The sequence below is a fragment of the Nitrincola nitratireducens genome, from assembly GCF_000585235.1.
GTDB classification, from domain to species: domain Bacteria; phylum Pseudomonadota; class Gammaproteobacteria; order Pseudomonadales; family Balneatricaceae; genus Nitrincola; species Nitrincola alkalisediminis.
The window spans coordinates 14,127-34,181 of sequence record NZ_AONB01000027.1 but is presented as its reverse complement, the minus strand read 5'-3'; the positions used below and the strand labels follow the sequence as shown (position 1 = coordinate 34,181).

General features: G+C 46.3%; 15 protein-coding genes and 2 pseudogenes. 11 read left to right on the top strand and 6 right to left on the bottom strand.

Going from position 1 to position 20,055, the window contains the following annotated elements; genetic code table 11:
* The first annotated feature begins 2 nt into the window (after positions 1-2).
* The 8 genes and pseudogenes from D791_RS21230 to D791_RS17160 all read left to right on the top strand — a co-directional run bounded on the left by D791_RS21230 (position 3) and on the right by D791_RS17160 (position 9,834).
* On the top strand, positions 3-1,604 hold the full coding sequence (locus D791_RS21230) for an SLC5/6 family protein (RefSeq protein ID WP_237748700.1): 1,602 nt from the start codon (positions 3-5) through the stop codon (positions 1,602-1,604).
* On the top strand, positions 1,576-2,925 hold the full coding sequence (locus D791_RS21225; protein WP_237748699.1) for a sensor histidine kinase: 1,350 nt from the start codon (positions 1,576-1,578) through the stop codon (positions 2,923-2,925). The genes D791_RS21230 and D791_RS21225 overlap by 29 nt, the downstream gene beginning before the upstream one ends.
* A gap of 14 nt (positions 2,926-2,939) precedes the next feature.
* The gene (locus D791_RS17185; protein WP_036514271.1) at positions 2,940-4,295 is read left to right on the top strand and encodes a sigma-54-dependent transcriptional regulator; all 1,356 of its coding nucleotides are present in this window, start codon (positions 2,940-2,942) and stop codon (positions 4,293-4,295) included.
* A 500-nt stretch (positions 4,296-4,795) separates the two neighbouring features.
* A complete protein-coding gene (pcnB, locus tag D791_RS17180) occupies positions 4,796-6,253 on the top strand; it encodes a polynucleotide adenylyltransferase PcnB (protein ID WP_237748698.1) in 1,458 nt (485 codons plus the stop codon).
* Entirely contained in the window at positions 6,250-6,744 is a 495-nt protein-coding gene (gene folK / locus D791_RS17175) for a 2-amino-4-hydroxy-6-hydroxymethyldihydropteridine diphosphokinase (protein ID WP_036514269.1), read from the top strand. Before pcnB ends, folK begins: the two co-directional genes overlap by 4 nt.
* 42 nt (positions 6,745-6,786) lie before the next feature.
* Positions 6,787-7,577 (top strand): annotated as a pseudogene (gene panB, locus D791_RS17170) (3-methyl-2-oxobutanoate hydroxymethyltransferase).
* A 3-nt stretch (positions 7,578-7,580) separates the two neighbouring features.
* On the top strand, positions 7,581-8,429 hold the full coding sequence (panC, locus tag D791_RS17165) for a pantoate--beta-alanine ligase (RefSeq protein ID WP_036514267.1): 849 nt from the start codon (positions 7,581-7,583) through the stop codon (positions 8,427-8,429).
* 223 nt (positions 8,430-8,652) lie between these two features.
* Positions 8,653-9,834: an acetyl-CoA C-acetyltransferase gene (locus D791_RS17160; protein WP_036514266.1), complete on the top strand. Its 1,182-nt coding sequence runs from the start codon at positions 8,653-8,655 to the stop codon at positions 9,832-9,834.
* A 61-nt stretch (positions 9,835-9,895) separates the two neighbouring features.
* On the opposite strand, the gene D791_RS17155 is transcribed toward D791_RS17160, so the two are convergent.
* A complete protein-coding gene (locus D791_RS17155; RefSeq protein WP_036514262.1) occupies positions 9,896-10,735 on the bottom strand; it encodes a 6-carboxytetrahydropterin synthase in 840 nt (279 codons plus the stop codon).
* Between the two features lie 135 nt (positions 10,736-10,870).
* On the opposite strand from D791_RS17155, the gene rsuA reads away from it, so the two are divergent.
* From rsuA to D791_RS17140, 3 genes are read left to right on the top strand one after another with little or no spacing between them, the layout of a single operon-like run.
* The gene (gene rsuA / locus D791_RS17150) at positions 10,871-11,596 is read left to right on the top strand and encodes a 16S rRNA pseudouridine(516) synthase RsuA (protein WP_036514261.1); all 726 of its coding nucleotides are present in this window, start codon (positions 10,871-10,873) and stop codon (positions 11,594-11,596) included.
* The gene (locus D791_RS17145; protein ID WP_051514650.1) at positions 11,583-12,659 is read left to right on the top strand and encodes a class I SAM-dependent methyltransferase; all 1,077 of its coding nucleotides are present in this window, start codon (positions 11,583-11,585) and stop codon (positions 12,657-12,659) included. The genes rsuA and D791_RS17145 overlap by 14 nt, the downstream gene beginning before the upstream one ends.
* Positions 12,656-13,312, top strand: a complete 657-nt coding sequence (locus D791_RS17140; protein WP_036514258.1) for a YciC family protein — start codon at positions 12,656-12,658, stop codon at positions 13,310-13,312. Before D791_RS17145 ends, D791_RS17140 begins: the two co-directional genes overlap by 4 nt.
* A 74-nt stretch (positions 13,313-13,386) precedes the next feature.
* Here D791_RS17140 and pnp read toward each other — a convergent pair whose 3' ends face one another.
* From pnp to infB, 5 genes and pseudogenes are all read right to left on the bottom strand, one after another.
* Positions 13,387-15,495, bottom strand: coding sequence for a polyribonucleotide nucleotidyltransferase (gene pnp, locus D791_RS17135; protein WP_036514255.1), 2,109 nt, complete (start codon positions 15,493-15,495; stop codon positions 13,387-13,389).
* Positions 15,496-15,680: 185 nt separating this feature from the next.
* Positions 15,681-15,950, bottom strand: a complete 270-nt coding sequence (gene rpsO, locus D791_RS17130) for a 30S ribosomal protein S15 (protein WP_036514252.1) — start codon at positions 15,948-15,950, stop codon at positions 15,681-15,683.
* Positions 15,951-16,069: 119 nt separating this feature from the next.
* A complete protein-coding gene (gene truB, locus D791_RS17125; protein ID WP_036514250.1) occupies positions 16,070-17,026 on the bottom strand; it encodes a tRNA pseudouridine(55) synthase TruB in 957 nt (318 codons plus the stop codon).
* A gap of 3 nt (positions 17,027-17,029) precedes the next feature.
* A pseudogene (gene rbfA, locus D791_RS17120) lies at positions 17,030-17,442 on the bottom strand (30S ribosome-binding factor RbfA).
* A 9-nt stretch (positions 17,443-17,451) separates the two neighbouring features.
* The gene (gene infB / locus D791_RS17115) at positions 17,452-20,049 is read right to left on the bottom strand and encodes a translation initiation factor IF-2 (RefSeq protein ID WP_036514247.1); all 2,598 of its coding nucleotides are present in this window, start codon (positions 20,047-20,049) and stop codon (positions 17,452-17,454) included.
* Positions 20,050-20,055: the final 6 nt, after the last annotated feature.

Below are 20,055 nucleotides of genomic sequence, written 5' to 3'. Positions count from 1 at the left end.
CCATGAGCATTTATCTACTTGCAACGCTGAGCATCACCTATCTACTTTTACTGTTCTTAGCCGCCTACGCCTCCGAGAGAGGCATTCTGCCTCAGCGTCTTGTTCAGAATCCTATCATTCACTCTCTTTCTCTGGGTGTTTACGCAAGCGCGTGGACATTTTACGGTGCATTTGGCATGGCGGCCGAGACAGGGTTTTCCTATCTAGTCTCTTATCTTGGTGCCACCGCAACCTTTATCCTTGCGCCGTTAATTCTAATTCCGTTGCTCAGGATCACGCGCAGCTACCAATTAAGCTCTGTTGCCGACTTGTTTGCATTTCGCTTTCGTAGCGCCTTTATTGGCAGCCTAATCACTCTGTTTATTCTAATCGCAAGCATGCCGTTACTGGCGATACAAATCCAAGCCTTCGTCGAATCGGTTCATGTGATTGACTCAAGCGTTCCCCGCCACAAAATAGCAGCCGCATTTTGTCTAATTATCGCGCTTTTCTCAATTTTATACGGTGCTCGACACGCCTCTTTAAGAAGCCGGCATGACGGACTTGTCGTCGCCATCGCCCTTGAGTCTATTGTTAAACTAACCGCCATTCTGACGCTGACTCTTTTTGCCTTCATTTGGATACACGGCGGGTTTTCAGGCTTATCTGAGTGGTTAAGCCAACACCCAGAAGCTCTACAAAATATGAAACAGCCACCTGAATCCGGTAGCTGGAGAACCCTATTCATCGTCTTTTTCGCAGCCGCCTTTATCACTCCACACATGTTTCATTTATTGTTTGGTGAAAATGCAACGGAAAAAAGCTTAACCCTATCCATGATCATCATGCCCGTGTTTTTATTGATTATGGCACTCTGTGTGCCAATTTTACTCTGGGCAAGTCAACGACTCGGCACGCTGGGTCATCCAGACTTTATTCTGCTTGGCATAGGTAATCAGCTCAACCAACAGTGGTTTGGTGCCATTACCTTTATTGGAGGACTCTCAGCTGCCAGCGGGATCACCATTGTTGCCACGGTTGCACTCGCCTCCATGATGCAAAACCACCTTTTACTGCCCATTATTCGATTACCCGACTCCATTCGTATGTATAAATGGCTTTTGTGGATTCGTCGCAGCCTGATTCTGTTTGTCATGCTCGGCAGCTACACCGCCTATGTTTACCTCGATCATCATTATGAACTTTCATACCTAGGCCTCATTACATTTATTGGCTTTGTCCAATTTTTACCCGGCGTGTTGGCCACGCTATATTGGCAAAGAGCAAGCCGCATAGGATTTCTATCAGGTCTTATCGCTGGCGCCGCCTTTTGGTTTTTCACAATTCTCTTACCTGTGCTACTCCCCGATGCATCACTGATTACCCGAGACTTGTTGGATAAATGGTATCTTTTTGCATTACTATCTTTACTGATCAATACCTTAACCATGATCTTAGTGTCTTTTGTTGTCCCCGCTGACGCCGAAGAGCAAGATACGGCGTTATCCTGTGTACTGAACGCTCTGCCTCGACCATCCAGTTTTAGCTCAGACCATGAAACCCTTGAAGACATCGCCCAGCGTCTAAGCTCACGACTTGGGAAAGCATCTGCAGAGGGAGATTGAAGCGGCCTTGGCTCTTTTAAAGCTTCCGATGAGCAACAAGCTGAAACCCTTAGATCTATTAAGACTGCGCAACATACTTGAAAACAATCTATCCGGTCTTCTCGGGCCAGCTGAAGCAACAGCAGTGCTACGACCCAACGAAATAAACTCCAAGGGTCGGTATAAAAGCCGTGAAATCCATTTGCTTGAAAATCAACTGGAAAACTACCATGAACGCCTCTCAGGACTTGCAGCCGAACTCGATAGAATGAGACGACACCATCGATTTACGCTACAAAGACTGCCAATTGGGGTTTGTACCTTAGATGAACATGCATACGTACTGTTTTGGAATGAAGCGCTTGAAAACTACACAGGCCTTTCAGCTGAAGCCACACTAGGTGTTAACATTGCCGCACTTCCGTATCCTTGGTCAGAGTTTTTAGGCCACTTCACTCGCACCAATGACACTTACCAACCCGCCACCACGATTGATATAGGCGGCATCACCCATTGGTTCAGCTTGCATAAAACGCATTTAGACGATCAACCTGAGAAAGGGTTGATTCTATTAGTGGAAGATGAGACTGAGCATAAAGCACTGGCCAACCGCTTGGCTCATACAGAACGTTTAGCCTCAGTGGGTCGCTTTGCCGCTGGAGTCGCCCACGAAATAGGCAACCCCGTCACGGGAATTGCCTGCTTAGCACAAAATCTAAAATTAGAGACAGAGGATCCCGAAGTCCTGCGCACAGGCAGTCAAATTTTACATCAAACATCACGCATCACTCGTATTGTTCAGTCATTGATACGCTTTGCACATACAGGGAGTAATGACGGACACTCAGAGTTTGCACCCGTCCATTTATGCCAATGCATTCAAGAAGCGATTGACCTTGTCCGTCTAGATGAGCGCGGTAAAGATATGCTAATTACAAACCAAGTAGACGAAAGGCTATATTGTGATGGTGATGAACAGCTATTACTGCAAGTCTTTGTTAACCTGATTAATAACGCGTGTGATGCCTCAACTGAACGCGCAAAGATTGTAATCGACGCCAGTATTCATCATGACCGCCTTAAGATCAGAGTCACAGATGAGGGGTCAGGTATCACCCAAGAACACTTCCCTCGCTTGTTCGAACCCTTCTTCACCACAAAAGATCCTGGCAAAGGGACTGGTTTAGGACTTTCGTTAGTCTACAATATTATTACTGAACATTATGGTACTATTGAAATAATTAGTCCTGCCAACAAAAAACAGAACAAAGGCACTCAGGTAATCATTCAGCTTCCCTTACGGCAAAGTGCTATTTGCTCTTCCGTAGGCTATTTGAATTAATAGGTCCCCGTAGTATGAGCCGAATTCTGATTGTTGAGGATGAGCAAGTGATACGAGAAGCGCTCAAACGCCTACTCGTTAAACATCAGTACAGCACCGATTGCGCGAGTAATGTCAATGATGCTGAAACCCTGATGCATGCTCACGCCTATGATCTTATTATTAGTGATTTACGCTTACCCGGTCGAGCAGGTACAGATCTGATTGGCAACTTTGCTAACATACCGGTGTTAATCATGACCAGTTATGCCAGTATGCGTTCCGCGATTGATGCAATGAAACTTGGTGCTGTTGATTATGTCGCCAAACCTTTCGATCATGACGAGATGTTAAATACGATCAGCAAACTGATCCGTACCGAGCCGGTACTAGACGATACGCTCGGTGTCGAATCTGACCTCATCACAGGCGAATGTGATGCCGTGGTTGAGTTACGAAAACGCATTAATAAAGTCGCACAGACAGATGCAACCGTCTTAATTCTGGGTGAATCAGGAACAGGAAAAGAACTGGCTGCACGGAGTATCCACCAAAAAAGTCAGCGATCGAGTGCTCCGATGATTAGCGTCAACTGTGCGGCAATACCCGACAGCTTAATTGAGTCTGAACTGTTTGGACATGAAAAGGGGGCCTTTACAGGTGCTGACACCTGCCGAAGCGGCTTAATTGAAGCGGCCGATAAAGGCACTCTCTTCCTTGATGAAATTGGTGAGCTTCCTCTAGAAGCTCAAGCACGACTCTTACGTTTCCTTCAAGAAGGCGAAATTCGACGTGTAGGCGCAGTCCATGCACGAAAAGTAAACGTCCGATTAATTGCCGCCACACATCGAGACCTCAAAGCCATGGCCAGCGAAGGTCGCTTTAGGGAGGATTTGTACTACAGACTCTACGTCATGGAGCTCAACATGCCAGCACTACGTGAGCGAGGCGATGATATCGTCGAGCTGGCACGAATCTTCTTAAGTGAACAAAATCGTAAGCACAATGCAAAACTAGAATTTAGCGCTGCAAGCTTGCAAGCGATTAAAGCGCACTTATGGCCAGGCAATGTTCGGGAGCTGCAAAATGCGATTGAACGCGCTGTTATTCTGGCGGAAGGCCCACTCATCACACCGGATATTTTAGGATTAAAAATCTCAGCGGCGCACACAACTCCACCCGCAGACCCCATCCAAACGCAAAAAAGCCTGCACGAACCAAAACCCGACCTATCCCTAGATGACTACTTTCAGCGCTACGTCTTAGAGAATCAAGACAGCATGAATGAAACGGACTTAGCTAAAAACTTAGGCATCAGCCGTAAATGCCTTTGGGAGCGTCGCCAAAAGTTAGGCATTCCTCGCAAACCGAAAAAAGAAAGCCTAAGTTAACAGAGCTGTAACGGAGGGGTTACAAATCGGTTACACTTCATGAAAAGTGTTACCATACTACACACAGGTAACACTTATCCTTGAAGAACACGTAACAAATGCTAGAAAAAAAACCAGCTTTTTTAACCAAAACAAAAATAACAAATATAAAACAATAACTTAAATAAGTTGGCACAATACCTGCTCTATATAGGGCAATAAGAATAAAAACAGACACATCAGCATCAATAAAAATAAAAACGCTGAAACACTTATGATGTAGCGCCTCAAATAAAAATAACAATGAGGCTTAGCTGAAGACAGAGTACCGACAAACACTTTTCACAGTGCTCGAAAAACAACAACATACTTTGTTGCCTAGTCTGTCTTCAGCTTCCACACCATGATCCCTCACACCCATCTGACCTTACCATGACTATCCCCATACGAAATTTTAACTGTTATTATGTGCAGATAGCGTAATCTTGACACTTCACTCCTCAATGGAACAAAAATAACAGATGCTTAATACGGGTTTAGACTTTTTTATTTTTTTAGCAATCGTTCTGTGTGTCCTTATCTCTGGCGTTTTGCTAGTGAAGCGCATGCCAAAACCGATTCCAAACAAAGTGATTCCAGAGCCTGAGCTGAAAGAACAGCTGATGCAAGACCTTCACTTAGGCGAAAAACGTGTCATCCCAGAGCACATTCATCAAATTCCACGACATCTTTTAGATGACAACGCCATGAAGGTTGTTTTCAGACTTCATGATGCAGGCCATGAAAGCTACTTAGTAGGCGGCTGTATTCGCGACCTACTCTTAGGAAAACGTCCAAAAGATTTTGATGTAGCCACGTCAGCTCACCCAGAAGAAGCCGTCGAACTATTTCATAGAGGACGACTGATCGGCCGCCGTTTCAAATTGCTTCATGTTCGTTTCGGTAGAGAAATCATTGAAGTTGCCACTTTTCGAGCAGCACATGATTCAGATGACAATGAAACGGGTGAACATGGTCGCCAATCAGACACGGGATTAATTCTGCGCGATAATGTCTATGGCAGTATTGAAGAAGACGCCCTTCGTCGTGACTTTACGATTAATGCCCTGTACTACTGTGTTCGCGACTACAGCATACACGACTTTGCAAATGGCTATCCTGATTTGCAAAACCGGATTATTCGCATGATTGGCGACCCTGAACAACGCTACCGCGAAGACCCCGTCCGCATGCTTCGAGCCGCAAGATTCGCAGCCAAACTCGGATTTGAAGTCGAAGACGCAACAGCCGAGCCAATTTATCGACTGAACAATTTACTTAGCCGAATTGCTCCAGCCCGTTTATTCGATGAAGCCCTCAAGCTTTTGCAAACAGGCCATGGCAGCGCCTCATATCGTCAATTACAGCGCTTTGGTTTATTCAGATACCTGTTTCCATCCACGCATGCAATTCTTGAAAATCCAGATTACCCAACTGCCGAGCTAATCTCACAGATTCTTCGCAATACCGATCGTCGTTTGGATCAAGGCAAAAGCGTAACACCGGCATTTATGTTTGCCGCGTTACTCTGGTACCCCTTACAGCAGCGTTATTTAGAGCTCTTAGATGAATTACCACCCTTGCCTGCACTGCACGAAGCGGCCAACCAGATATTAGCTATGCAGGTAAAATCAACCGCCATTCCCAGACGTTTTTCGACACCGATGCGCGAAATTTGGGAACTGCAACTAAGACTTCCACGCTATCATGGAAAAAAAGCTGAAACCTTAATCACGCATCCTCGATTTAGAGCCGCCTATGATTTAATCGTACTACGCGAAAGCGCAGGTGAAGACTTACAAGGTTTGGGCAAATGGTGGACAGATTATCAATCCGCAAACGCCGAACAGCGCCGTCTTATGAGCATTGCCAAGTCAACAGATGAACGCCCTAGAAAAAAACGTCGCCGCAAACCCATTACTCGGAAACCCAGTCTATGAGTTCCGCTACGATTCGCTGCTATATCGGCATTGGCAGCAACTTAGACGTCCCGCTTGAGCAGGTGAAACAAGCATTATTAGAATTGAGAGAACTGCCTGAATCGACACTGATTCAACATTCATCTCTGTATTTATCTGCACCAGTAGGCCCTCAAGACCAGCCCGACTTTGTCAATGCAGTGGCTGAAATAAACACCCACCTAGAAGCCCATGCGCTGCTAGATGAGCTGCAAGCCCTAGAACAGCGCCATCGGCGAGTCAGGGTTCAACATTGGGGGCCGCGTACACTGGATCTAGACCTGCTGATTTACGGTAACGAATCGATTCAAACAGAGCGCTTACAGGTCCCTCATCCCTTTATGACTGAACGCAATTTTGTGGTGTATCCGCTAGCAGAAATAGCTCCTGATTTTATTTTTCCGGATAAAACCCCGCTTTCAGACTATCTAGCGAATTGTCCAATGGGCAAACTCAAGCAAATACAGATATAATGTCGTTTTAATGCATTGCACAATTTCTTGTCTGGATGATTTATGAGTAACATCACACTGCATACACTGACGAGCCTCAAAGAAGCGGGCAAAAAATTTACAGTTCTGACTGCATATGATGCGACCTTTGCTCATTTAATGAGTACTGCTGGTATCGAAATGATTCTGGTCGGTGACTCGTTAGGGATGGTTCTACAAGGTAACAGCAGCACACTACCCGTCACGCTTGAAGAAATGGCCTACCATACTCGCTGCGTTGCCCAAGGGAATCAGGGCGCGATGATTATGGCGGATCTTCCTTTTATGACCTATGCCACGACTGAACAGTGCATGTCTAGCGCAGCTCAGCTCATGCAAGCAGGTGCTCATCTGGTCAAAATCGAAGGTGGGGCATGGCTCGCAGAGAGCATCGAAATGCTTGCTACTCGTGGAATCCCTGTCTGTGCTCACTTAGGCTTAACCCCTCAAGCGGTGAACAAACTAGGTGGCTACAAAGTTCAAGGGAAAGATAAATCCTCGGCACTTGAAATGATTGAGGATGCTCGACGCTTAGAGGAAGCTGGCGCTAGCTTCTATTGCTTGAGTGCGTTCCATCACTCTTGGCTGAAGAAATCACCCGCAATGCAAGCATCCCTGTTATCGGCATTGGTGCAGGCCCTGCGACTGACGCTCAAGTACTTGTTTTACATGACATGTTAGGCATCACACCTGGACGTAGACCTAAATTTACTAAAAACTTCATGGAAGGGTGCAGTAGCATTGAAGGCGCTATTTTGCGCTACATCGATGAGGTCAAGAATGGCACCTTTCCGAGCGAAGCACAGAGTTTCTAAGCCATGCAAACTATTATAACAATCGACGAGCTACGCTCTGTTTTAACGCCCTTACGTCGTCAAGGTCTGCGCATTGCACTGGTGCCCACGATGGGTAACCTTCATGCGGGTCATATACGTTTAGTTGAGGAAGCCGTCAAAAAAGCAGACATAGTTGTCGCCAGTATTTTTGTAAACCCTCTGCAATTTGGTGCAAATGAGGATTTAGATAAATACCCGCGTACACTCGATGCAGACAAACTCAAACTTGAGTCAGCAGGTTGTTCGTTTTTATTCACCCCTTCCGATCAGGAAATTTATCCCGAAGGCCGCAACACACAAACACTTGTCGAAGTCCCTGGACTCTCCGAACTCTATTGTGGACATAGCCGACCCGGGCATTTTGTCGGGGTTGCAACCGTTGTTTGTAAATTGTTTAACATTGTACAGCCAGACATAGCTTTTTTTGGCAAAAAAGACTTTCAGCAGTTACGTGTTATCCGAAAAATGGTTGCGGATTTATGCATCCCAATTGAAATCGTGGGCATTCCAATTGTCCGTGCAGACTCCGGTTTAGCATTAAGTTCTCGTAATGGATATCTATCTGCCGAAGAATTAACCGCCGCCAGTCAAATGCATCAAGTTTTATTGGCATGTTCTGATAAGATACATCAAGGAGAGCGCTCATATAGAGAGTTGGAAGACTCTGCCCTCACCCTTCTCGAAAAGGCAGGATTCAAGCGCGACTATCTTCGAATAGTCAGACAGGAAGATTTACTTGCTGCACAGGCCGATGATACTAAACTGGTTATTTTGGCTGCCGCGTACATGGGGCATACCCGCTTGATCGATAACGTCGAGATTGATCTTTAAAAAGCCCACTTAAAATATCTTTCGGATCTATTTCTAATCAGCATCCACCTTGACAGAACGGCTGTATTTCGCGCAGACTCAAAGGGTCTGCCGAGATACCCACATAGCGGTTAGACATCATAGTTTATCGCTGCGAAATGCTCGGCGTTTGATTTACTTTCTTAACATCATACGCGAGCATGAATCGGTGTAGGATATTTTTACCAATTCATGAGGAATACCCATGCGCGAAGTTGTAATTGTTGCTGCTGGCCGAACGGCTGTAGGCGCATTCAATGGTTCTCTTGCTTCCTTGCCTGCTGCCACACTCGGCGCCACGGTAATTAAAGGATTACTCGACAAGCATGCGATTAACCCTGCGGAAGTAGATGAAGTCATTTTTGGTCAGGTGTTAACCGCTGGCTGTGGGCAAAACCCAGCTCGTCAGGCACTTATTCATGCCGGCATTCCACAAGAAGTTCCTGCAATTACCATCAATAAAGTCTGCGGCTCTGGCCTAAAAGCCATTCAAATGGCGGTTCAAGCAATTCGTTGCGGCGATGCCGAAATGATCATCGCTGGCGGTCAAGAAAGCATGTCCCAATCTCCACATATACTGCCTAACTCTCGTAATGGTGCCCGCATGGGGGATTGGAAGATGGTCGACTCCATGATCCAAGACGGTTTATGGGACGCCTTTAACAACTATCACATGGGCATTACGACAGAAAACATCGTTGAGAAGTACGGGTTTACGCGTGAAGAACAAGATGCATTTGCACTCGCATCCCAAAATAAAGCAGAAGCGGCAGTAACGGCTGGACGTTTCAAAGACGAGATCATTCCAGTGCTGATTCCTCAACGCAAAGGTGATCCCGTTGTGTTTGACACAGATGAACAACCCCGCTTTGGTTGCACAATTGATATGCTGGAAAAGTTACGCCCTGCCTTTAAGAAAGATGGCACGGTCACCGCGGGTAACAGCTCCACAATCAATGATGGTGCAGCCGCTGTTATCGTGTGCTCGGCTGAAAAAGCACAAGCCTTAGGCCTGACGCCAATTGCACGCATTGCTGCATACGCTTCTTCCGGCGTTGACCCTGCAATCATGGGTACTGGCCCTATCTGTGCAACCCAAAAAGCACTTGAAAAAGCAGGCTGGACGGTCGATGACTTAGACCTAGTTGAAGCCAATGAAGCCTTTGCTGCGCAAGCCATGTCTGTAAACAAAGACTTAGGCTGGGATACAAGCAAAGTCAATGTCAACGGCGGCGCCATTGCTTTAGGGCATCCAATCGGTGCATCAGGATGCCGTATTTTCGTTTCATTACTGCACGAAATGGCACGTAGAGATGCGAAAAAAGGCCTTGCTACGCTTTGTATTGGTGGCGGCATGGGAACAGCGCTTGCAGTAGAGCGCGACTAACAGCCTCTCTGGTCAGCCATCGAAAACGTGATGGCTGACCGACACCAAGCATAAAACCTCTTTAGTCGATTACAACGATCGCGCCTTTTCCAACACCCTCAAATGCACGAACCTCCACCTCATACTCTGAATACTCATCCTTTATCTGTTCAGCCAGATGTAGCGCTATTTGCTCTACGGTTGTCTCAGTTGTCAAGTCATAGCAATAGCGAGCCGGTAACTCCAACTGAAAAGCCCCTTGAGGTGCTACATACTCATATCGATTGACGCCTTCAATGGACTCTACTCGGTGCGCCAACGTGCCAATATAAATATCCGCAAACTGCTGAGACCAATACAGCTCAATGTCTTGTCGACGCTTACCATCGAGCTTAACCTCCATACGAGAACGGTGACCATGCGCAATACGCTGACAATTTCCTTTATGCTGCTGCAGTCCATGGCTATAGTGATAAAAAGCCCCTTCTATTTTTTCTGCAACGAAGTGGATTTCAACACTTTCAACTTGTTCAGGAAACAAGGCCAACAACTGTTCTTGAGCCCAACCTGCCACCGTTTTTTGTGTAATGTCTGCAACAGGCAGCAGTGCAATCGCTTGATGCGGTGCCTTACAAAAGAAACGCTCCCCGTCTGGATACAACCATTCAACTTCTGTGTCCAGCTCATCTTGAGACACCTTCAGTGACGCCATATCACGTGCGACCACTAACATATGATCAATATGACTATCCAGCCAAGCCTTAATACGCTTTTTTACCGTACCAAAATCACATATCATGCCTTGATCATCGAGCTTACCTTTTAAGATGAGCTGTGCTTCCCAAGACTCTCCCACCAAACCACGCTGGGGGTGAAGGTATGAAAAGTCAACATGGGTTAGGTTATCAACAAAGAGTTTCACAGCCACCTCAATCTATCGGTTAAGAACTGCTATTTTAGCCTAAACGGTCATGACTTTCATGGGACAAACTTTAGGGATATTGGCTGTATTCTAAGATAAGGTATACTCTCTTTTTTCGAAAAATTAGCAGGCCTTATGCGTTTAGACAAATATTTAGCTCAAGCCACCGGACAATCTCGCAAAGATGTTAAACGACTGATTCATGCGTGGTTGGTATCTGTTAATGGTGAACCTGAGCGCGACTCGGGGCGGCATATTTTAGAGACCGATGAAGTCGAGGTGGAGGGTACATTACTCTCTCAGCCTCGCCCGCTCTATATCATGCTACATAAGCCTGCCGATTATGTCTGCGCGACGGACGATCCAACCCACCCAACTGTACTTACGCTTATTGACTCTCCAAGAGCAAATGCACTGCACATTGCTGGACGTTTAGACATAGATGCTACAGGTTTAGTGCTGCTCACCGACGACGGAAAATGGTCGCATCAGGTTACCTCTCCGAAACACAAAACAGATAAACTCTACCATGTCAGCCTTGCCGATCCGCTGGATGCAAAGGCTGAAGTGCATTTTGAAAAAGGCCTTCTCCTCAAGGGGGAAAAACAACGCACAAAGCCTGCTCACCTTGAACGCATTGATGCAACTCACTGCTGGGTGACACTCACAGAAGGGCGTTACCATCAAGTCAAGCGTATGTTTGCAGCGTTAGGAAACCGTGTGACGGCACTGCACCGCCAACGAATTGGCCGCATCGAGCTGGATGAAACCCTTTTGCCCGGTGAGTATCGAGAGCTTACACCAGAGGAAGTTCGTGACGTTAACCTAGAGAGAACTGAGACAGACAATGCAGCGCGTTGATTTTGCATTTCAACAGGTGATGCAATACCTGAACACTCAATCGCAGGGGCGCACACTATGGCTCGCCGACGAAAATACGCCTTCCAATGTGTCCCTTAGCCCCCCAAACGTCGACGTCGTCTGTAATCGATACGACCTATTTCTCAGTTTGCAACGCGCTGGCTGGTCTTGCACATTTGGTGACTTTACACTGTATACACATTCGGATGCTTCATTTGATCGCATCGTCTATCGTATTTCAAAAGAGAAGCCTCTAGTTCACCATCTCATCAATCAAGCCTTTCGCTTACTAAAGAAAAATGGGTGTTTGATTCTAATTGGTGACAAATCAGAAGGCATCAAAACATTCAGCCGTAAAACGGCCAGTCTTTTCCAAACGCCCTTAGTCGAACGTAAAGTGAATGGCAGTGTGTGGGTGTCTGAGCATATCAAAAGCCATCAGACATCAGATACCGACTGGCTTGACGATCAAAACTACGCAGAACTGCGCGCTCAATCCTTCGACAATGGTAAAACCTACTATACCAAGCCTGGAATCTTTGGCTGGCAAAAAATCGACAAAGGCAGCGCCTTCCTAATCGATCAATTGCCTGATATGGTAGGTGATACTTCATTAATACAGGGTTCCGTACTCGATTTGGGCTGTGGTTTTGGATATCTAAGCATTGAGCTGGCCCACTACCCAATTCAATTAACCAGTACAGATAATAATGCCGCCGCATTGCTGGCATGCAGTGAAAACCTGATCGCTCTGGGCAATAAAGGACAGGTTGTGCCTTCCGATGCCGGCGCTCAACTGCCAAGCAACGCTTTTGATCTTGTGGTCTGCAATCCGCCCTTCCATTCAGGCTTTTCAACATCATCTGAATTAACGCAACGTTTTTTAAACCAAACGGCGCGCTTGTTAAAACCCAACGGGATTGCATGTTTTGTTGTGAACCAACACATCGCTTTAGAAAAACTCGCCGTGTCGTATTTTAGAGATGTTAAACTCTTTGCTGACAACGGCCACTTTAAACTCTTAACTCTGCAAGCCCCAAAAAAACAGAAGGATTCCATATGACCCTTGAATACTTGCGTCAGGCATTATTCTTTTTCAAATCACATTTAGTGGCATTAGCTGCGATTCAACTACCGTTTCTACTTATTCTAGCGCTTCTAAAATTCAGTATGATGGGGCAAATCAGTGATGAAATGGAGGCACTCCCATCCAGCTTTGTCTTCATCGGTCTGTTAGAACTGGCGCTTTTACCTCTGTACTGGGGGGCAACCATTTTTTACATGAAATCGGTTCTTGATGGCAACCCTCTGCCCACCTTACAGGCCATTAGTCTTGGAATTAGTAGCTGGGGGCGCTTACTGATCACCTACCTTCTGAATGGGTTGGCGGTGATGGCGGGGTTGATCATGCTCATCATTCCCGGCGTATTTATCGGTGTGCGCCTTTCGTTTGCAGACTATATCTGCGTGCTAGAGGGCAAAGGGGCAAGTACATCCCTTAAGCAAAGCTGGGGGCAGTCTAAAGAGTTTTTCTGGACATTGCTGCAAGGCTATTTATTTATTTTTGTCTCCCTCTTTCTACTGCAAATGCTAATAGAAAAAGCCGTTGGCTCATCAGGCATTAGTATCCTGCTATCACTTGTGATTGATTTTTGTTCAATTCTTATCACTATTTTTGGCTTTAGACTCTACACACTCTCTCAAGACAATTCGTAAAACAGCGTTTTTTTCATAAAAAAACCTCACTCCAAGGAGTGAGGTTTTTTATTTAGACGCAAGAGGCTACTGAATTAACCAGCAACAGACTCATCTTCAAGCGTATCTTTCATAGAAAGCTTGATACGTCCACGAACATCAACATCCAACACTTTGACTTTAACAACATCACCCATGTTGATGTAATCCGTTACGGCCTTCACACGCTCGTTAGCGATCTGAGAGATATGAACTAAGCCATCTTTTCCAGGGAGAATGTTCACAAACGCACCGAACTCTTCAATACGAACAACGGTACCTTCATAGATTTTGCCAACTTCAGCTTCCGCCGTGATTGCCAATACACGCTCAAGAGCGGCTTTTGCAGCAGGACGGCTAGCCGCATAAATACGAACTGTACCATCGTCTTCAATATCAATCGCCGCACCGGTCTCTTCAGTTAAAGCACGGATAGTCGCACCGCCTTTACCGATCAAGTCACGGATTTTTTCTGGATTTACTTTAATCTGAGTCATGGCAGGCGCATTCTCTGGTAACTCAGGACGGCTATAACCAATGACCTTCGCCATCTCACGCAGAATATGCTTACGAGCGTCTAAAGCCTGCTCCAGCGCAATCTCCATAATTTGCTCAGTGATACCTGTGATTTTGATATCCATCTGCAGAGCCGTGATACCGTTATCAGTACCTGCAACTTTAAAGTCCATGTCACCTAAGTGATCTTCATCACCGAGGATATCGGTCAACACTGCAAAGCGCTCACCCTCTTTTACTAAGCCCATGGCAATACCCGCAACAGGCGCTTTCAACGGAACACCCGCATCCATCAATGCAAGTGATGCACCGCAAACAGATGCCATTGAGCTGGAACCATTGGATTCAGTGATTTCAGATACAACACGGATGGCATACGGGAAATCTTCATTCGACGGCAATACCGCTTGAATACCACGACGCGCCAAACGCCCATGTCCAATTTCACGACGACCAGGACCTGCCATACGGCCAGCCTCACCTACGGAGTAGGATGGGAAGTTATACTGCAGCATGAAACCGTCTTTACGCTCACCTTCGATAGCATCGATGATCTGCATGTCACGGTTTGTACCCAGGGTACAGGTCACGATTGCCTGAGTTTCACCACGTGTAAACAAAGATGAACCATGAACGCTTTTGAGCGTGTCAATTTCAACACTGATTGGACGAACCGTTTTGGTATCACGTCCATCAATACGAGGTTGACCTTCTAAGATACGATCACGTACGGTCTCTTTCTCAACAGAAGAGAAGACTTTCTTGACCGCATCAGCCGATGGCGCTGTTTCTGCATCCGTAGCCAAAGTCGCAACGACTTCATCACGCAAAGCACGTACTGTATCTTGGCGCAGCACTTTATCTGCTACTTGGTACGCATCATTCAAGCGCGCGCCCAAAAGATCTTTGACCTGCTGAGTCAAGCTCAAGTCTTTCTCAACGGGTGTCCAATCCCAAGTGGGTTTAGCCGCAATAGCTGCTAACTCATTGATCGCATTGATCACCACTTGGAACTCTTGGTGCGCAAACAATACGCCACCCAGCATTTCGTCTTCCGTTAATTCTTTTGCTTCTGATTCAACCATTAAGATTGCATCAGAGGTTCCCGCTACAACCATGTCAAGTTCAGAATCCGCTAACTCTGCATAGGTTGGATTTAAGATATAACCGCGCTCTTCTGTGAAACCAACGCGAGCGGCACCAATTGGACCTTCGAATGGAATACCAGAGATCGCTAGAGCAGCAGAGGTACCAATCATGGCCGCAATATCCGAGTCCGTACCAACATCAGCGGACATCACCTGGCAGACAACTTGAACTTCATTCATGAAGCCTTTAGGGAATAAAGGACGAATTGGACGGTCGATCAAACGTGAAGTGAGGGTTTCTTTTTCCGTAGGACGTGCTTCGCGCTTAAAGAAGCCACCTGGAATACGGCCGACGGCGTAGTAACGCTCTTGATAATGAACAGACAGCGGGAAAAAATCCTGTCCTAGCTTAGCCTCTTTTACACCGACAACGGTACAAAGAACCTGAATTTTTTCATCAATAGTGACCATCACAGCGCCAGTTGCTTGACGTGCAACCTTGCCTGTTTCTAACGTAACGCTTTGCTGACCAAACTGGAATGTTTTCGTAATCGCTTGCACGATAAATTCTCCTTAACAAAACTGAGATCAGTGCTGAGCGATTCAATCATACCCTTCTTTTGACCAGTACTCAGATAAAGACTGTCCAGTCATTATCTGAGTACAGGCCGGATGATTCATATACATTCAGGACTGACCATAAAAATAGGGCCATACACTGTATGGCCCCGAGGTAACACGGTATCTTAGCGACGCAGACCTAAACGGCCAATCAGCTTAAGGTAACGGTCAACATCTTTTCTCTTCAAATAGTCCAACAACTTACGACGTTGGTTTACCATACGAATCAAACCACGACGTGAGTGGTGGTCTTGCTTGTTGGTTTTGAAGTGACCTTGCAGACCTTCAATATTTGCAGTTAACAAAGCGACTTGTACTTCAGGAGAACCTGTATCACCTTCTGCACGCGCATAACTTGCAACGATTTCTGCTTTCTTTTCAACGCTTAACGCCATTTGAATCTCCTTAACAATATGCTCACAACCCAAGGGTTGCTGGTTAATAGACGCGCAGAACCAGGCATATTTCCAGAACTGCGTCAAAGCTGTGACGGCCGCGGCAATCACAGCATATTTTATAGGTCATCACTGCGGATGAGGCGTTTGCCTTTTAAAAGTCCCGTTTCGTCTGTTTCACCCAAGCCTAAAAAACGGCCTGTGGGCCTATCAAACAACCGAAACTCTGAAGACACGGCTACATCAAGACGAACTCGACGACCATACAGAATCTCTTCTGTTTGATCAGCACTTAGGGTGAGTTCAGGGATGTCAGCAATCGCACTCCAAGCCGGTAATAATAACGTATCCAAAGCATTTTGTATGTAACTTTGCTCTGGATTTTCGGACATTTGCTCATCAATATAAGCTTGCAATTCAGCTTGAGTACGCATCATATCAACGGTGAAATGCCCAGTCGATAAGCGATGCAAAGCTTTGACATGAGCTCCACAGCCTAACAACTGTCCTAAATCTTCAACAATACTGCGTATATAGGTTCCTTTAGAGCAACTTACTTCAAGATCAAGCTCATCCTCTCTCAGATCCAGCAAGCGTATGCTATGAATGGTCACCCTACGCGATTTAACTTCAACTTCAATGCCCTGACGAGCCAGTTTATATAGGGGCTGACCGTTCAATTTTAAAGCCGAATACATAGACGGGACTTGCTCTATCTCACCGGTAAAATGCTCAACAAGTAAGGCCTCAACAATGCCTGCTGTTAAGTTATCTGGCACTGGACGAGTTTCAATCACCTCACCCTCGGCATCACTGGTCGTTGTTCGAGCACCTAATTTAGCGGTCGTAACATAGGATTTATCAGAGTCGAGCAGGTACTGAGAAAACTTAGTCGCTTCACCCAAGCAGATAGGCAACATACCTGTTGCTAAAGGATCAAGCGCACCGGTATGCCCCGCTTTTTCAGCCCCATAAAGATGCTTGATCTGCTGCAGCGCTTTATTAGAGCTCATGCCCGCCGACTTATTTAATAAAAAAATGCCGTCAATACGACGGCCTTTTGGTTTACGAGCCAAAGCTTACTCCTCGGGCTTGTCTGAATCCGTGTCAGGCACCACCCGTTTTTGCTCTTGCTGATAGGCTTGCTCTATCAAACTGTGCAAACGACGGCCTCGGTCAACACTGGCGTCAAAGTGAAACCGCAATTGCGGCATCACTCTTAGTTTAATGCCTTTCGATAATTCTTTGCGCAAAAACCAGCGGCATGATTTAGAACCGCAAGAGATTGCTCTAAAGCAAGCTCCTGCGTCTGATCACCTAACGGCATAACGGTTATATAAACATCAGAATAACCAAGGTCTTTACTGACTTTGACATAACTGATCGTCACCATGCCTAAGCGTGGGTCTTTAATTTCGCGCTGAATCAGCATCGCCAGATCCCGCTGGATCTGGTCGGACACTCGATCGGTACGTTTAAATTCGCGAGCCATAGTTCTCCGTTATAAAGTACGTTTCACTTCGATGGTATCAAAGACTTCGATCTGGTCACCCACACGAACATCATTGTAGTTCTTAACGCCGATACCACACTCCATGCCATTTCTGACTTCGGAAACAACATCTTTAAAGCGACGTAAAGACTCTAATTCACCTTCATAAATAACAATGTTGTCACGTAGAACCCGGATGCGCTTGTTACGGTACACCGTTCCTTCGATAACCATACAGCCAGCAATCTGACCCAGCTTCGGCGAACGGAATACATCACGCACTTCAGCAATACCTACGATATCTTCACGATATTCAGGTGAGAGCAGACCGGCCATTGCTTGTTTCACATCGTTAATGATGTCATAAATAACACTGTAATAACGAAGTTCAAGCTCTTCACGTTCAACAATCGCTTTGGCTTGGTTATCCGCACGGACGTTAAAACCAATTAAAATTGCTGATGAAGCTAACGCCAGGTTCGCATCGGTTTCACCAAAACCACCAATACCACTGGACACGATATTAACTTTCACTTCGTCTGTCGACAGATCTTCTAAAGACTGTGTTAAGGCCTCCAAAGAACCTCTAACATCGGCTTTAAGAACAATATTCAGTGACTTAACATCACCTGCTTGCATATTTGCAAACAAGTTCTCCAACTTCGCTTTTTGTTGACGAGCCAGTTTAACTTCACGGAATTTGCCCTGACGGAACAACGCCACTTCACGCGCCTTCTTCTCAGAAGACACAACGGCAAACTCATCACCAGCATCTGGCGTTCCATCCAAGCCGAGAATTTCGACGGGGATAGCAGGCCCTGCTGTGTCTACTGAGCGACCATTCTCATCCAACATGGCACGCACACGGCCGTAATAGAGGCCCGCCAAAACGATATCACCCTTGCGAAGGGTACCGTTTTGTACCAATAAGGTGGAAACAGATCCACGACCTTTATCTAAACGAGACTCAACGACAACCCCGGTAGCAGGAATGGTAGGTATGGCTTTTAGTTCCAATACTTCCGCCTGAAGAAGGACTGCATCTAACAGCGCATCAATACCTTCACCGGTTTTTGCCGAAACATGCACAAACTGCACATCACCGCCCCATTCTTCTGAAATAACATCACGCTGAGCCAATTCACTGCGCACGCGGTCTAAATCCGCATCTGGCTTATCAATCTTATTCACCGCAACAACAATCGGCACATTGCCCGCTTTCGCGTGCTGAATGGCCTCTTCTGTTTGTGGCATTACACCATCATCAGCCGCAACGACTAAGATTACGATGTCCGTAAGCTTGGCACCACGCGCACGCATCGCAGTAAACGCAGCATGTCCAGGTGTATCCAAGAAGGTCACCATGCCATTCTCAGTTTCAACATGGTACGCACCTATGTGCTGAGTAATCCCACCTGATTCACCTGCGGCGACTTTAGCTTTACGTATATAGTCAAGCAAAGAGGTCTTACCGTGGTCGACGTGACCCATCACTGTCACAACCGGTGCACGGTGCATTTCTTCGCCTTCGTGAGCCTGCATGCTTTCAAGCAACGCATCCTCAACTGCATTTTCTTGCATCGCCGTTGCTTTGTGACCCATTTCTTCAACAACTAAAATAGCTGTATCTTGGTCAAGAATTTGGTTAATGGTGGCCATAGCCCCCATTTTGAACATAACTTTGATAACTTCAGCCGCCTTAACAGACATTTTCTTTGCCAACTCGGCAACTGTAATGCTTTCTGGCAAGGTCACTTCATGTACGACAGGACCTGTCGGTTTCTCAAAGCCATGCTGGTTCTGAACTCGTCCACGTGCATTTGCACGTTTTGGACTTTTACCTGGACGACGAGTACCTCTAGGCATCTCCTCCTCGCCAACCGAAGGCGCTCTTGCCGCAATGGGCTTACCACGCCTAGGGATTTCATCCGCATCTTTATTGCGGCCTCGTTCCTTGTTACCACGCGCATCTTTCGTTTTAGAAGGTGCTTTTTTCTCTTTATCAGATGATGCATCATCAGCCGCACGCTGCTTTTTAACAGGAACTGCATCATCTGTATTAGAAGCCACTTCGTTGCGAGCTGATTCCACTCCTGCGGATTTTTCTTCGGACACGGGCTCAACTACGTCTGACATTACTGGCTCAACAGACTCAGTGATGGCAACTTGCTCTTCTATTACAGGGGCAACAGTATTGGAAACAGCAGCGTTAACGGCGATCTCTGTCACTGCAGCTTCAATGGGCAATTCGACTTCAGGAGCCGTTGGCTGGGCATCTTGAGCCGCTTGATTTTCAAGCTCATCGCGCTTCACATATGTGCGTTTTTTACGCACTTCGACATTGACCGTTTTACGCTTTCCTGACGCACCTGAAACTTTCAGCTGCGATGTTGTTTTACGCTTAAGTGTAATTTTGATCGGCTCATTTCCGGTTGATTGCTCACCATGAGACTTTTTCAAAAAGTTTAACAGTGACTGGCGCTCAGCATCAGTCACATTAGATGTTTCATTCTTACCTTTGATACCGGCATCTTGCATCTGCTTGAGCAATCGCTCAACGGATACACCAACCACATCGGCAAGTTGTTTAACGGTTACTTCTGCCATAAATGG

Coding starts and splice junctions, on each gene's coding strand:
- D791_RS21230 (WP_237748700.1), top strand. CDS start 3: ATGAGCATTTATCTACTTGCAACGCTGAGCATCACCTATCTACTTTTA.
- D791_RS17185 (WP_036514271.1), top strand. CDS start 2,940: ATGAGCCGAATTCTGATTGTTGAGGATGAGCAAGTGATACGAGAAGCG.
- pcnB (WP_237748698.1), top strand. CDS start 4,796: ATGCTTAATACGGGTTTAGACTTTTTTATTTTTTTAGCAATCGTTCTG.
- folK (WP_036514269.1), top strand. CDS start 6,250: ATGAGTTCCGCTACGATTCGCTGCTATATCGGCATTGGCAGCAACTTA.
- panC (WP_036514267.1), top strand. CDS start 7,581: ATGCAAACTATTATAACAATCGACGAGCTACGCTCTGTTTTAACGCCC.
- D791_RS17160 (WP_036514266.1), top strand. CDS start 8,653: ATGCGCGAAGTTGTAATTGTTGCTGCTGGCCGAACGGCTGTAGGCGCA.
- rsuA (WP_036514261.1), top strand. CDS start 10,871: ATGCGTTTAGACAAATATTTAGCTCAAGCCACCGGACAATCTCGCAAA.
- D791_RS17145 (WP_051514650.1), top strand. CDS start 11,583: ATGCAGCGCGTTGATTTTGCATTTCAACAGGTGATGCAATACCTGAAC.
- D791_RS17140 (WP_036514258.1), top strand. CDS start 12,656: ATGACCCTTGAATACTTGCGTCAGGCATTATTCTTTTTCAAATCACAT.
- rpsO (WP_036514252.1), bottom strand. CDS start 15,950: ATGGCGTTAAGCGTTGAAAAGAAAGCAGAAATCGTTGCAAGTTATGCG.
- infB (WP_036514247.1), bottom strand. CDS start 20,049: ATGGCAGAAGTAACCGTTAAACAACTTGCCGATGTGGTTGGTGTATCC.